The sequence below is a fragment of the Arcicella sp. GW821-FHT09D11 genome (assembly GCF_059416265.1).
The window spans coordinates 39,772-55,051 of the sequence record NZ_JBWKOV010000005.1 but is presented as its reverse complement, the minus strand read 5'-3'; the positions used below and the strand labels follow the sequence as shown (position 1 = coordinate 55,051).

General features: G+C 36.0%; 10 protein-coding genes. 9 read left to right on the top strand and 1 reads right to left on the bottom strand.

The window, feature by feature from the left end:
- Positions 1 to 45: 45 nt before the first annotated feature.
- The 5 genes from araA (at position 46) to AC07N0_RS15380 (ending at position 6,533) form a co-directional block, all read left to right on the top strand.
- On the top strand, positions 46 to 1,539 hold the full coding sequence (gene araA / locus AC07N0_RS15400) for an L-arabinose isomerase (protein ID WP_492799460.1): 1,494 nt from the start codon (positions 46 to 48) through the stop codon (positions 1,537 to 1,539).
- A gap of 158 nt (positions 1,540 to 1,697) precedes the next feature.
- Positions 1,698 to 2,357, top strand: coding sequence for a fructose-6-phosphate aldolase (fsa, locus tag AC07N0_RS15395; RefSeq protein WP_492799461.1), 660 nt, complete (start codon positions 1,698 to 1,700; stop codon positions 2,355 to 2,357).
- Between the two features lie 211 nt (positions 2,358 to 2,568).
- Positions 2,569 to 3,720 (top strand): aldose epimerase family protein, encoded by a 1,152-nt coding sequence (locus AC07N0_RS15390; protein ID WP_494589872.1) that lies wholly within the window; start codon positions 2,569 to 2,571, stop codon positions 3,718 to 3,720.
- A gap of 188 nt (positions 3,721 to 3,908) precedes the next feature.
- Positions 3,909 to 4,364 carry a hypothetical protein gene (locus AC07N0_RS15385; protein WP_492799463.1) on the top strand — a complete coding sequence of 152 codons (456 nt, stop codon included), beginning with the start codon at positions 3,909 to 3,911 and terminating at the stop codon, positions 4,362 to 4,364.
- Between the two features lie 273 nt (positions 4,365 to 4,637).
- Positions 4,638 to 6,533, top strand: coding sequence for a peptidase U32 family protein (locus AC07N0_RS15380; RefSeq protein WP_494589871.1), 1,896 nt, complete (start codon positions 4,638 to 4,640; stop codon positions 6,531 to 6,533).
- 86 nt (positions 6,534 to 6,619) lie between these two features.
- Here the strand turns inward: AC07N0_RS15380 and AC07N0_RS15375 are convergent, their stop codons facing one another.
- Positions 6,620 to 7,210: an RNA polymerase sigma factor gene (locus AC07N0_RS15375; protein ID WP_323246996.1), complete on the bottom strand. Its 591-nt coding sequence runs from the start codon at positions 7,208 to 7,210 to the stop codon at positions 6,620 to 6,622.
- 295 nt (positions 7,211 to 7,505) lie between these two features.
- Here AC07N0_RS15375 and AC07N0_RS15370 point away from each other — a divergent pair, with 295 nt between their 5' ends.
- The 4 genes from AC07N0_RS15370 to AC07N0_RS15355 all read left to right on the top strand — a co-directional run bounded on the left by AC07N0_RS15370 (position 7,506) and on the right by AC07N0_RS15355 (position 15,279).
- The gene (locus tag AC07N0_RS15370; protein WP_494589870.1) at positions 7,506 to 8,549 is read left to right on the top strand and encodes a FecR family protein; all 1,044 of its coding nucleotides are present in this window, start codon (positions 7,506 to 7,508) and stop codon (positions 8,547 to 8,549) included.
- 397 nt (positions 8,550 to 8,946) lie between these two features.
- Complete coding sequence (locus tag AC07N0_RS15365) at positions 8,947 to 12,159, top strand: SusC/RagA family TonB-linked outer membrane protein (protein ID WP_494589869.1); 3,213 nt, start codon at positions 8,947 to 8,949, stop codon at positions 12,157 to 12,159.
- Between the two features lie 24 nt (positions 12,160 to 12,183).
- Positions 12,184 to 13,728 (top strand): RagB/SusD family nutrient uptake outer membrane protein, encoded by a 1,545-nt coding sequence (locus AC07N0_RS15360; protein ID WP_492799467.1) that lies wholly within the window; start codon positions 12,184 to 12,186, stop codon positions 13,726 to 13,728.
- Between the two features lie 81 nt (positions 13,729 to 13,809).
- Complete coding sequence (locus tag AC07N0_RS15355; RefSeq protein ID WP_494589868.1) at positions 13,810 to 15,279, top strand: arabinan endo-1,5-alpha-L-arabinosidase; 1,470 nt, start codon at positions 13,810 to 13,812, stop codon at positions 15,277 to 15,279.
- The last annotated feature ends 1 nt before the right edge of the window (position 15,280 follow it).

The window sequence follows — 15,280 nt, the reverse complement described above, 5'->3', positions numbered from 1 at the left end:
TATCACACATAACATTCTGGTGCTTACCAAATTATATTTATTAAAATGATTGACTTAAAACAAAACGAAGTTTGGTTCATTACAGGTAGCCAACACCTTTACGGAGAAGAAACACTTAAGCAAGTGGATGACCACTCTAAAATTATTGCTGAAGCGCTCAACAAGTCTTCAAAAATTCCAGTAACTGTTGTATTTAAGCCTGTTTTAAAAACGCCAGAGGAAATATACAATATGGCCATTCAAGCAAACTCTGATGCAAAATGTATCGGTTTGATTTGCTGGATGCATACTTTCTCGCCATCAAAAATGTGGATTAATGGCTTGAAAATTTTACGTAAACCTCTTTGTCATTTACATACGCAGTTCAATGCTGAAATTCCGTATGCGGATATCGATATGGACTTTATGAACTTGAACCAGTCTGCTCATGGCGACCGTGAATTCGGTTTCATAGGAGCTAGAATGGGTATAGCTCGTAAGGTAGTAGTGGGTCACTGGCAGGACGAAGAGGTTCATGAAAGAATCAACGTTTGGAGTAGAGTAGCCTCTGGTTGGAACGATTTACAAGGTGCTAAATTTGCTCGTTTTGGCGACAATATGCGTTTTGTAGCGGTAACAGAAGGCGATAAAGTAGAAGCTGAAATCAAATTTGGATATTCTGTCAATACACACCCTGTAGGTGATTTAGTAGGTATTATCAATTCAGTGAGCGACGCTGCTATTAATGCATTGATTGAAGAATATGAAGCACAATATACTTTGATGGATTCATTGAAAGTAAACGGTGGACAAAGAAGTAGTTTGGTTGAAATTGCTAGAATTGAAGCTGGTTTACGTTCATTCCTTACACAAGGAAATTTCAAAGGTTATACTAATACTTTTGAAGATTTGCACGGAATGGTTCAATTACCGGGTATTGCTTCTCAGCGTTTGATGGCTGACGGATACGGTTACGGTGGCGAAGGCGACTGGAAAACGTCTGTATTGGTGCGTACATCTAAAGTAATGGCAGCAGGTTTAGTAGGTGGAACTTCATTCATGGAAGATTATACTTACCACTTCTCACCAAACAACAACCAAGTATTGGGTTCACACATGTTGGAAATCTGTCCTACTATTGCTTCAGGGAAACCAACTTGCGAAATCCATCCATTAGGTATTGGTGGTAAAGCAGACCCAGTTCGTTTGGTGTTCAACTCTCCTGCTGGCCCAGCTTTAAATGCATCAATGGTGGATATGGGCGGACGTTTTCGTTTAATTGTTAACGAAGTAGAGGCTATCGAACCAGCCGCTGAATTACCAAAATTGCCAGTAGCACGTGTATTATGGAAAACTAAACCTGATTTGAAAACCGCAGCGCAAATGTGGATTTTGGCAGGTGGTGCACACCATACTGTTTATTCGCAGGCACTTACACAAGAATTCTATGCAGATTTCGCTGAAATCGCAGGCATAGAATACGTATTGATTAATGATAAAACAGATTTGTACCAATTCAAAAATGAATTGCGTTGGAATTCAATGTTTTATAGAAGATAAATAAAATTGGGTTTTTGTATTGGTACCTCTCGCCTGAGAGGTATCAATCTTCTTGAGTTAATGAAAACTTAATAAAGCTTCAGACCCAAAAACCATTTATTTACTAGTAATTTCAATAATCAATTGATAATCTTGCGAAAGCACTAAAACACAAGCAAATGAAATTTTTTATCGATACAGCAAACCTTGCTGAAATTCAAGAAGCATACGATTTAGGTATTTTAGATGGTGTAACTACCAATCCATCTTTAATGGCTAAAGAAAATATCAGTGGACATGAAAACGTAATCAATCATTACAAAGCAATTTGTGATATTGTTGACGGAGATATTTCTGCGGAGGTAATCGCTACTGATTATGATGGAATGATTGCTGAAGGTCTTGCCTTGGCAGCACTTCACCCAAATATTGTAGTAAAAATTCCGATGATTAAAGATGGTATCAAAGCTATCAAATATTTTTCAAGCGTAGGGATTAAAACCAACTGTACCCTAATCTTCTCGGCTGGACAAGCGTTATTAGCAGCTAAAGCTGGTGCTACTTATGTTTCTCCATTCGTAGGTCGTTTAGATGATATTTCAATGGACGGTATTAAATTAATCGAGCAAATCCGATTGATTTTTGATAACTATGGTTTTGAAACTGAAATCTTAGCGGCTTCTGTTCGTAATCCAATCCATATTTTGAAGTGTGCTGAGTTGGGTTCAGATGTAGTTACTTGTCCGTTAAGTGCTATACTCGCCTTATTGAACCATCCATTAACAGATAGCGGTTTGGCTAAATTCTTAGCTGACCATAAGAAATCTGCTGGTTTGTAATATTGTCCCTATTTATTTCGGTCATTAACAGTTCGATGTATCAAACTGTTGATGACCGATTTTGAATATAGAATGATACAAGAAGCATTATATTTCGGAAGGATTCAATTTATGTTTGCAATAAAATTGCCCTAATCGTCATTATTCATTACAGTTTTGTGTATTATTTACCATACTTTTAATCAAAATAACTCAAAAACAATATTTAACAATGAAAAAACAAGTAAAAACAGCTGCTGTTTTGTTCTTATTAGCTTGTGTTAGTATGACATCTTGCGATACCTCAAAAAAAGAAAACAACAATAATATGATTGAAAAAGTAAGCTTTGGGAAACTCCCAGACGGACAAGAAACAGAACTTTATACCTTGAAAAATGCTGCTGGTATGGAAGTGAAAATTTCAAATTTTGGAGGAACAGTTGTTTCATGGACAGCCCCTAACAAAAAAGGTGAATTTGAAGATGTGATTCTTGGCTGTGATTCAGTTGCTGGTTATGTAAAAGGTGTTCCATATTTCGGAGCTTTAATCGGGAGATATGGCAACAGAATTGCCAATGGTAAATTCACCCTTGAAGGCAAAGCTTATTCTTTAGCACAAAACAATGGCGTAAATGCTTTACATGGTGGCTTAAAAGGTTTTGATAAAGTACTTTGGACAGCTACACCAATTGAAGGTGAAGAGCCAAGCTTAAAATTGACTTATACTGCCAAAGATGGCGAAGAAGGATATCCGGGCAATTTGTCAGTAGAAGTAGTATATACGTTACAAAAAGATAATTCTTTAAAGATTGATTATAAGGCAACTACTGATAAAACAACCGTTATTAACCTAACAAACCATACGTATTTTAACTTGAATGGTAATTTAGATAGCGATATTTTAAGCCATGAAGTAACGTTGAATGCTGACAAATTCCTTCCAGTAGATAAGACGTTGATTCCTACGGGTGAATTAAAACCAGTTGCAGGTAATGTGTTCGATTTCTTGAAGTCTAAGAAAATCAGTGCAGGCATTAACGATACGACAGACACACAAATTAAATTTGGTGGCGGTTATGACCATTGCTGGGTGTTGACAGATTCTACTAAAACGTTGAAATCTGTGGCAACAGTTTATGAACCAACGAGTGGTAGAGTATTAGAAGTATTGACGACTGAACCAGCGATTCAATTCTATACAGGTAATTTCTTGGATGGAACCATCAAAGGGAAAAACGGTATTATTTACAAACACCGTTCAGGATTGTGTCTTGAAACACAACACTATCCAGATTCTCCAAACCAAGCTGCTTTCCCTAGCACAGTATTGAAACCAAACGAAACATATCAAACTACTACAGTTTATAAGTTTTCGGTGAAATAAATACCATTAATCGGTATCATTTTTATCTTCTTAAAATCCCCAAGGCTGAAATTTCATTTGGCTTTGGGGATTTTTGGTTTTTGAGGTTTGCAAATTATTATCCAGAGATTCTTATTTATTAAAATTAAGCCTCAATTTTTTTCATTAATTTAGTTCTAAAACAAACGCTGAGCTAAAACACATAAGTAATGAAAACAACGACTAAATTCTTTTATTGGATTCACCTCTTTTTGCTAGGGTTTCTTGCTTTAGGGGCTCTCGGCGGAGGATTTACTTTAATTATTTCTCCAAATGGTAAGTTGATAGGCATGCCCCTATCTATGTTAGCACAGTCGCCCTTTAATAATTTTCTAGTGCCAGGAATCATACTTTTTGTTGTTTTAGGGGTATTCCCAGCTTTACTGATAGTGGGATTAATCAAAAAAACAGCATCTAATCTTGCTGAGCAATTTAATTTCTTTACCGATATACATTGGACTTGGACATACAGCATTTACATAGCTTTTGCGTTGATAATTTGGTTACAGGTTCAAATGATGTTTTTAAATGCCGTTGGCTGGTTACATACTTTCTATATGTTTTTAGCCATTACTATTATCTACGTTGCATTGCTTCCTCAAGTAAGAAATAATTATAAAAAATGAAGTCAATTACTATTCTTTCATCGTTATGAATACCACTAAATGGCTGATAATGACATAATATTATGAATATGCGTTATCAATATCCTCAATTACATCGTAATTATTAGCAATATGTCTTATACTTTATTAAGTATTTCCTAATTTTGTAGTTTGTATCAAAAAGAGGCATAATCATTGCAAGAATACTGATTACAAAAGTCGTCTCAGAAGTTTTGTTAGTCGATTAACGAAATAAACTCTGAGGATATCGATGAAAAAGAAATACATAATTAGATGAAAAAGAAAATAGAAATTCTCGCACCCGCCAAAAACTTGGTTCAAGGTATGGCCGCTATTAATGCTGGTGCAGATGCTGTATATATTGGGGCTCCACAGTTCGGGGCTCGTACTAATGCTACCAATTCGTTAGAGGATATCGCCGAAATGGTTAAATATGCCCATCTTTTTAAAGCTCAAGTGTTTGTCGTTATCAATACCATTTTATATGATAATGAGTTAGACTTGTGCAAAAAGCTAATTTATCAATTATATGATATTGGTGTTGATGCCTTGATTGTTCAAGATATGGCCATTATGGAAATGGACTTACCTCCTATCGTAATCCATGCTAGTACGCAAGCCAATAACAGAGATGCCAAACATGTTAAATTCTTAAAAGATGCAGGGATGAAACGGGCTGTGTTGGCAAGAGAATTAAATTTAGATCAGGTTCGTGAAATCAGCGAGGCTACTGATATTGAACTGGAATTCTTTGTTTCTGGTGCCCTTTGTGTATCATTCAGTGGTAATTGTTATATGAGTATTGCGGGTGGTGAACGTAGTGCTAACAGAGGTTCGTGTGCGCAAAACTGCCGTCTTCCTTATCAGTTGATTGATGGCACGGGCAAAACATTAATTGCTAATAGCCACTTATTATCGATTAAAGATTTAGACCTAAGCGACCAATTACCTAATTTAATTGACGCAGGTGTTACATCTTTTAAAATAGAAGGACGTTTGAAAGATATTGTGTATGTTAAAAACAACACGTCTTTTTTACGCAAGAAATTAGATGCTTTTTTAGAACAAAATACTGATAAATATCAAAAAGCTTCGTCGGGTAGAACATTCTATAATTTCGAACCAGAAATGGATAGAAGTTTTAACAGAGGTTATACCGACTATTTTGTAAACAAACGCAAAGAGAAAATCGGTAACTGGGAAAGTCCTAAATCACAAGGGCAATTGATTGGTAAATTGCTTGAAATAAAGGCAAATGGCTATGTCATTGAAAATTATGAGAAGCTAAACAATGGCGATGGACTGTATTTTATCAATGAACAAGGTGAAGCTGATGGTGCGCAAATCAATATTATCGTTGGAAATGTAGCTGTACCTAATACTTTTAAACCACTGCCAGTGGGAACAGTCATTTATAGAAATTCAGATGCTGAATTTAACAAAATGGTTGAAAAAGAAAACAGTGCTGTTCGGAAAATTGGTGTTTCATTACGCTTTACTGAAACGGTTGATGGATTCCAATTGTTAGCAGTGGATGAAGATGGTCATCAGTGTAGTTTGACCTTGGAAACTGCCAAAGAATTAGCAAAAAGTCAGGAGTCAGTGATTCCTAACATTAAAAAGAACCTTGCTAAAACTGGAAATACGCCTTTTATAGTGGATGAAATTGAAGTTGAGTTTTCAGGTAACTGGTTTTTACCAATTTCAAAAGTGAATGAGATTAGAAGAGAGGTATTAGAACAATTGGTTGATATTCGTGTAAATGAATATCATAGAGAAGAGTTCCAGATTACTAAAACAGACCACCCTTACCCTGTTCAGAAGCTTGACTTTATGTATAATGTTTCAAACCGTTTGGCCAGAGCATTTTATAAAAGACATGGCGTTACAGAAATTGAAAAAGCCTTTGAATTGCAATGGGACCCTGGAAAAGCGCGTGTGATGACGACTAAGTATTGCGTAAAATATGAGTTAGGAAAATGTGCAAGATTTCAAAGGGATACCATGGGCGAAAAGTTGGTCGAACCACTTACGCTAAAACATGGCGAAAATGAATACAAATTGAAATTTAATTGCAAGCCTTGTGAAATGGAGATTTGGGAAAAAGATGCTGAGCTAGAATTTGAAGATGAAGATGAACAATTAGGATATGTTAATTACAGACACTAAGGTTTGAAGAAAGTATAAACCCCAATGGAATTAATTCCCTTGGGGTTTTTTTATGGTTATAAATATAGCTTATTTCAAATATCAGTTTAACCCACCAAAGGATATTCCCAAGGGTACGAATATTTTTCTCCAACATTAAAAATCTCCTGTAGTGAATCCAAAGCTCTATAGATTAATGCCCTTGCAGATTTTACTTTAGTCATTTCCATGATTTTTGCTATTTCTTCATAACTCACATCTTCATAGAAATACAACAAAATAGCTTCTCTTTGTTTTACTGGCAATTTATTAAAGGCCTCTTGTAAAAGCTGACCTGATTGGTCAAGGCAAAGTTCTCTTAATATATCCGAATCAGCAGCGAAATCAATCTGAAAATCTCCTCCAAAATTATTCAAGCTCGAGAACCTATCTTCATGCTTTACCTTACGCACTAGCTTGTTGCGTAGACTCGCTAATAAATAAAATTTAATAGAAGTAGTATCCCCTAATCGCTCACGGCTTTGAATTAATTCACAAAATAATTCTTGAACAGCATCTCTTACCAAATCGCTATCACTCGTAAACTGACGACCATAATTATACAATACATTCACGTATTGGCTATAAATTGTCTCTAACGCAGAATCACTTCCATGTAGAAACTCATTCCAAAGCTGGCTGTCAGATACTTCTTTCATCTATTAATGTTCGTTGAGCTTTTGAAAATCTTGTGTCAGAATGACACAATTGCACACAAAGATAATAAAATATTTAGAAAACCAACAAATTGTATAAAAAAAATAAAAACTTTTACTTTTCTATGTATAAATGCCTTTAATTACAGAATATCATTAAATAATTAAAAATATTATCAAAGTTAACCTCCTAGTTTTCAATGAATTATTCAATTTATTCACTATAAATTTATTTTTTATTGATTTTACTATGGTCATCATCACACTATTTGTCTTTATTAATTGAAAACCTACATATATGTACTCCAACATTGAACGCATAAAAGATTTACTTGAAGACCCCACGTTTGTGAATTGGGTTAGACAACCCAATGACCAACTTAATGAACATTGGCTAAAATGGTCTGAAGAAAATCCTGATAGAAAAAGTGATTTATTACTTGCCAAGCAATTTGTAAACTCTTTACAATACAAAAATGAGTTTCATCTTGAAGAGGCAGATAAAAATAAAATGTTTGAGCGAATCAAGGCCTTCAAACAAGATAAAGAAGAAATAGAAAGAAGGGCAATCAAAAAAATAAAATTCCGTAAAACTTTATTCGGTTTTTCAGCAGCAGCCTCCGTAATAATGGCCTTTATTGGTAGTATTTATTGGTCTGGTAACGACCAGCCCGCTCCTTTCACGATTACTCGTTCAGGCAATAACGTAGAAGTAGCCACTACTTATAAAGGACAAAGGACTAAAGTAATTCTACCAGACGGCAGTATTGTTCATTTAAATGCAGGAAGTAGCCTTAGTTATCCAGTAGCTTTCAGCAAGACCAACAGGATAGTTGAATTGGTTGGAGAAGGTTTTTTTGAGGTTGTAAAAAATAAAAAAAAGCCATTCATCGTAGAAACGGGCAAAGTTAAAACCCAAGTATTAGGGACATCTTTCAATGTACGTGCCTACGCTAATGAAAAAATAGTGCAAGTGGCAGTAGTAACAGGAAAGGTAAAAATGGAAGAAAAACTATCTGGCAATGCCCAATACCTTACTCCTAATGAAATGGGAACATTGGACAATTCTTCAGTAATACACAAAGATAAAGTAGATCTCGAAAAAGCTACAAGTTGGAAAAAGGGAGTATTGATGTTTGACGGGAATAATTTTACAGATGTATTTACAAAATTAGAAATATGGTATGGTGTAAACATTATCGTTCTGCCCAATGTTGAGCTAAAAGGACACTATAGCGGTGAATTTCAACAAGAAAGCTTAGAAAACATCATGCAAGGTATTTCGTTTACTTCGGGTTTCAAATATGAAATTGCAGGTAAAACAATCCTTATTCACAATTGAACTTAACCACTCTATCATACTTTACCATTTAATTATTAACTAAACAAAACCCATCTAATTATGATGAATATAAAAAATTCTGATAACACTAGCTAAGGGTTTGAATTGTATAAGGTTGTGAAGACTGTTTTCTGCAAAAAAATAGACCCACAACCACTATACAAAGTAAAACCTTTCAAAAAATATCCTAAAAATTGGCGTTTGGAGGATAAGGATTAAAAGTATTTAGTATTCAAAATACAATAACAAATTTATGAAAATTCATTTACTACCAAGTATACGACGTTCAAAATATCTTTTTGTCGCAATATTTTTGCTGCTTTTGAACGTAATCGGGTCTATTCACGCTCAAGCAAATAGCTTTGATGAAACCAGATTGACTCTAAGAGTCGATAAAATGAACATTTTGCAAGTTTTTAAAGAGATAGAAAAGAAGACAGCTTATAAATTTACGTACAACGATGCTTTTTTAAACGACAAAATGCGCATAACGATGAGCATGGAAAATCGTTCGTTGACAGAAATTCTTGCTTTTCTATCAAAAGAAGTGAATTTGGAGTTTAAACAAGTAAAAAAACATATACATGTAATTGCTTCTAACGATAAGAAAACTAGTTTTTTAGGAGGAGAATCCGTTCAATCAATCAAAGTTGCAGGATTTCCAGTAAAAGGAAAAGTAACTAGTAGTGAAAATGCCGAGGGTATTCCAGGAGCAAGCGTTTTAATTAAAGGTACAAACAGAGGAACTGTAACAAATGCTTTAGGGGAATTTTCAATGGAAGTTGACAATGAATCTACTGTGTTAGTTTTTAGTTCGATTGGTTATGTTTCAAAAGAGATTTCAGTCGCTGGTCGTAAACTAATTAATATCAGTTTATCATCTGATGTAAAAGCTCTTGACGAAGTGGTTGTCGTAGGTTATGGTACTCAGAAAGCAAAAGATTTAACAGGTTCTGTTGGGATTGTAAAGATTGAAGATGCTAAGAAAACAGCTTCTTATGATGTAGCAAAACTATTACAAGGACAAGTTCCAGGAGTAACAGTACAAAGTTCGGGCGAGCCAGGCGGTTTTGTAAACATCAAAATTCGTGGTATTGGTTCATTGACTAACAATAACCCATTATTTGTAATTGATGGTGTGCTAGTGGATAGTCCTTTTGACTTTTCAACCAATGATATTGAATCAATCTCTGTGTTGAAAGATGCTTCTGCGGGTGCTATCTATGGTTCAAGAGGGATGAATGGCGTAGTAATCATTACGACTAAAAAAGGAAAAGCAGGCCCATTAAAAGTAGATTATAATGCCTATGCTGGCGTACAGAATATTGCTAAAACCATTTCAGTAATGGATAGAGTAGGTTATCAAAATGTTGTAAGTGCTGCAGAATTGAATGCTGGCTTAACCATTGCCCCTGCTAACGACCCTTCAAATCCTGCTTATATCAGCAATGTAAATACAAACTGGCAAAAAGAAGGTTTGAAAACTGGTTATATCCAAGACCATAATTTAAGCCTATCGGGTGGTTCTGAAACCATCAAAGCAAGTGCTTCATTAGGCTTCTTTAATAACAGTTCAACTGTTACTGGTCCGCAGAACTACAAACGTTATACTTTCAACGGTAACATTTCTGGTAAAAAGGGTATTTTCTCTTTCGGTGCTAAAATTGCCTATACAAATTCAGAAAAGATTGGTGCTGAAAATACCCGTGAACACGCTGTATTTGGTGGAGCAGTAACGAGTTTGTTAACTGCCATTCCTACGATGTCTGTATACGACCCAAATCGTTTAGGTGGTTTCGGTGGTGCTGATAAAAACACACAAAGAGCCATTACATTGAACGTAATCGGGATGAACTCTTTATTAAAAGGAACTGATACGCGTAATAGATTCTTAGGTTCTGTTTTTGGAGAATTAGAATTGTTGAAAAACTTGAAATACAAACTTCAATTAAGTGCTGACCGCATTGATACAAGATATTTATACTTTGAACCTAAGTATGATTTAGGTTTTTATTACCTAACGCCTAATGCTTATTTATATGAAAAAAGAGAAAGCAACTTTACAACTTTAGCTGAGAATACACTTAACTATACTGTTGAAGTCGGAAAACATAGAATTGAAGCTTTAGCAGGTTATACTTTTCAGCAAAGTGCTTATTCAAGAACAGAAGCTAGCGCAAAAGGCTTGACAGAACCTTATGTATTAAACATGAATACTGCTGTTAATACAGCCAATGGTAAAAGCGTGACAGGATGGGATGCAAACTCTTCATTAAGCTCTATTTTAGGTAGAATAAACTATAATTACGCTGATAAATACTTATTAACAGTAAATTATCGTCGTGATGGTTCGTCTAAATTCAGACCTGAAAATCGTTATGGCAACTTTTCATCTGTAGGGTTAGCTTGGAACGTACATAATGATATTGAGCTACCTGAATTTATCAACTCATTTAAAATAAGAGGTGGTTACGGTACATTAGGAAACCAAAATGTAGGAGATTACTTGACTGATACGTATATCAACACCAATGCTGGGTATGTTTTTGGCGGAGTATTAGCTCCTGGTGCAATCAGAACACAGGTGGTTGACCCTTCTATCAGATGGGAAAGCAAACGTACTAGCAACGTAGCCATGGAATTTGGTTTCTTAAAAGACCGTATGTCTTTCTCTGTTGAATATTTTGATAACCGCTCTTATGATGTATTGGCTAACATTCCAATTCCAACATCAGTAGGTGCCACGAATGGTTCTATTTTGACAAATGCCGCTTCATTAAGCAATTCGGGTATTGAATTCACTGCGGGCTATCGTGAACAAACTGGTGACTTTAAATATGCTGTTTCTGCTAACTTCCACACACTTTCAAACAAAGTGTTAGCACTAGGTGGTACTAATAATCCTATCTATGGAGCAGCTAGTAAAACTGAGGTTGGTCAACCAATTGGTCAAATTTTTGGATATGTTTCTGAAGGAATTTTCCAAAATGCTGATGATTTAAAAAACCACGCAACACAAACGAATGCAGCTCCTGGTGATGTAAAATTCAAAGATTTGAATGGTGATGGCGTAATTACTTCAGATGACCGTACTTATTTAGGAAATACCATTCCTACTTTTTATTTCGGTGCAAACTTCAATGCTGCCTATAAAAACTTTGACTTCTCGTGTTTCTTCCAAGGAAGTGGAGGCAATAAAATCTATAATGGAATGTACCGTGATTTGATGGGCTTGCAATATAGCAACGGTTCGACGGATGCTTTGAATTACTGGACACCAACAAACACGAATACAAATGTGCCAAGACCAATCATTGGTGACCCTAACTCAAATGGTAGAGACTCTGACAGATTTGTTGAAAATGGTACTTATGTAAGATTACAGAATGCTCAGTTAGGTTATACTTTGCCTTCATCACTTGTAAATAAATTGAAAGTAAGCAAAGTGAGATTTTATGTTTCAGGACAAAACCTTTTCTTGATTTCTGGCTTCAAAGGCTTTGAACCTGATTTTATGGGCGAGAGTGATGGCTTATTTAGTAGAGGTTATTACAATGGTTCATACCCTAATCCAAGAGCTATTTTGCTGGGCTTACAAGTTGGTTTTTAGTTTCACTCAAACGAATTTATTACAATGAAAATATTTAACAAAAAAGTTATCATTGCGCTTTCAGCGACCTTATTGATAGCTACTTCATGCGAAGATAAATTAAATCAGGTTAATCCAAACTCACAAACGTCTTCTACTTTTTGGAAGAACCAAGAGGATGCCTTAAAAGGTATTAATTCAGTATACCTGAGTTTAGCCATTGATGGAAGCTATATGCGCTCGACACCATTATTACTTGATAACCGTGGTGATGATGTAATGAGTAATAGTCCTTGGGATCAAATGTACAATTCTGGAAAATTTGCTTTGAATGCTGGTAATACTGCTATCTACGGCTGGGCATTTGGTGCTTATTACGAAGGTATTTCTAAGGCTAACCAAGTACTAGATTACGTTCCTGGCATTGCGATGGATGCTAACCTTAAAAAACGCATCTTGGGTGAAGCTTACTTCTTGCGTGGCTTGTACTTCTATCATTTAGTGAACATGTTTGGGAGTGTAATGTTACCTACGAATTCTGTACAATCGACAAAAGACTTTTTTGTAAAGCAATCAACAGAGGCAGAAGGATGGACACAAGTAATGGAGGATTTCAAGAAAGCTGCTGATATGTTGCCAACTACTTATACAGGTACTGACCTTGGTCGTGCTACTAAGGGAGCTGCTATTGCTTATTTAGGAAAAGCTTATTTAACGAATCATAAATACACTGAAGCTGCGGCTCAGTTCAAAGCAGTGATTGATTTAGGCATTTATGATTTAGTAACTAACTATCGCGATAACTTCACAGAGGCTAATGAGAACAATAAAGAATCTCTTTTTGAAGTTCAATTCGAACGCACAGCTGGTGGTACAGACCTTAACTGGGGTGGTGAACCAATTGCATCATGGGGTAGAGTATCAGCGAGAGCTATTACTTATGGTGCAAATGGCTTAGGCTGGACAGACGTCCAACCAACGCGTTCAGTATTTAATGAGTTCTTAGAAGAGAAAACGGCTGATGGTAAAGATGACCCTCGTTTGGTGGCTACTATGTTTTACAACAAACCAGGTTTCATGGTGTATGGAGTAGAGTTTGCAGTAAGATATGCAGGAAATGCAGGGGCTTTAAATTCATTATACTGTCGTAAATACGAAAATGATGATACTAAAGCCGATGAATTTGACTGGCGTTCGGGTATCAACGAAAGATTGATGCGCTATGCTGATGTACTGATGATGTATGCAGAATGTTTAAATGAAACTGGGCAAACAGCAGCAGCTTATCCATTGATTCAAAAAGTAAGAAGTCGTGTTGGATTGCCAAATTTAGCTACTGTAAAACCGAACATGACGCAAGCACAAATGCGTGAGCAGATTGGTCATGAACGCTTATTGGAATTCTGTTTAGAAGGTCACCGCTTTGATGATATTCGTCGCTGGGGTTGGTTAAATGATGCTACCAAATTAGCTTGGCTGAAATCAAGAGACCCAGAATTTAATACATTCAAGACTGGTCGTGAATTCTTCCCAATTCCACAAAATGAAATTGATAATAACCCTGGTGTTAAACAAAATTTAAGCTACTAGTCTCTTCTTTATTCCCGCAAGTATTCAAAAACTTGCGGGAATTATTTCAAATAACTTCCATTAACCCAACCTATACCACACATGTCACTCTTTAGGAAATCAATATATTTTAGTGTTAGTATGCTATTGTTGTCAGCTTGTAGTGGTGATAAGGCTGAAACAGTTGTTCAACCATTACCTACTACGCCCACCACAAAATTTGACATCAATTCTATCAAAGATAATTATGCCGACATTGCTCCTGCTACTAATTATCTAAACTGGGGTTGTTATAATGTTCACGACCCTTCTATCATCAAAGACGGAGATACTTATTACTGTTATAATACCGATGTAGCGTATGGCACAGATATTCGTCCCGGTATTCAAATTCGTTCTTCAAAAGATTTAATCGAATGGAAATTTTACGGATGGGTTTTTGACGCCCTTCCTACCAAAGGTTCAGACTATATCAAACAAGCTGGCGGAACACCTTTTAATTCACTTTGGGCTCCGTATGTCATTAAAGTAGGTAGCGAATACCGACTATATTACTCGCTTTCATCAGCCAAACCTCGACTAAGTGCTATTGGTTTAGCAACGTCCTCCTCTCCTACTGGTCCTTGGAAAGAACAAGGATTAACGGTAGTTTCAAAAGATGATAATACGATACAAACCAACGCTATTGACCCTACAGTACTAATTGACCAACAAGGAAAACATTGGATGTATTATGGCTCTGCTTGGGATGGAATTTATATATTGCAACTAGACCCTGCGACGGGCTTAGCATTAAGCCCAGGAGATAAAGGCAAACGAATTGCCAATCGTGGCTTTACGAATGGCGTTTACAATGGTAACATAGAAGGCCCAGAAATCATCTATAATAAAGAGCAAAAGAAATATTATTTATTCATTGCCTACGACTGGCTGGCAACAAAATACAATGTACGGGTAGCCAAAGCAGATTCGCCACAAGGACCTTTTTATGACTATGATGGAAAAGATGTAAATACTAATCAAGACCACGGCCCCATGATTATTGCTCCCTATCAATTTATAGGGCATGCTGGTTGGCAAGGCGTTTCACACTGCTCTGTATTTGAAAACAATGGTCAGTTTTATATTAGTCACCAAGGTCGCCCAGGAAATGATTCAAATTTTATGATTCTTCACAATAGAAAGCTATATTGGACGAAAGATGGTTGGCCTGTGGCTTCACCTGAGCGTTTTGCAGGAGAATTTACGACGGCTATTAAAAGTGAAGACTTAGTAGGCGATTGGGAAAAAATTGTGTTAGACTATAGAATAGTACCAGGCTATGATAAAGAACAAAACCAACCCGACTTTCAATATGCTGTCACTTTAACGCTAAATGCCAATGGTACTATCAATAGTGATGCTGCTAGTAAATGGACTTATACTGCTCCGTGGTTAGAATTAAAATGGAGTAATGGTTTTACCGACCAAGTGTATGTAGACCGAGGTCGCGACTGGGAAAACAAAAAAGAAACTATTCTTTTTACAGGTTTGAATAACAAAGGAACCAGTGTTTGGGGTAAGAAAAAATAGT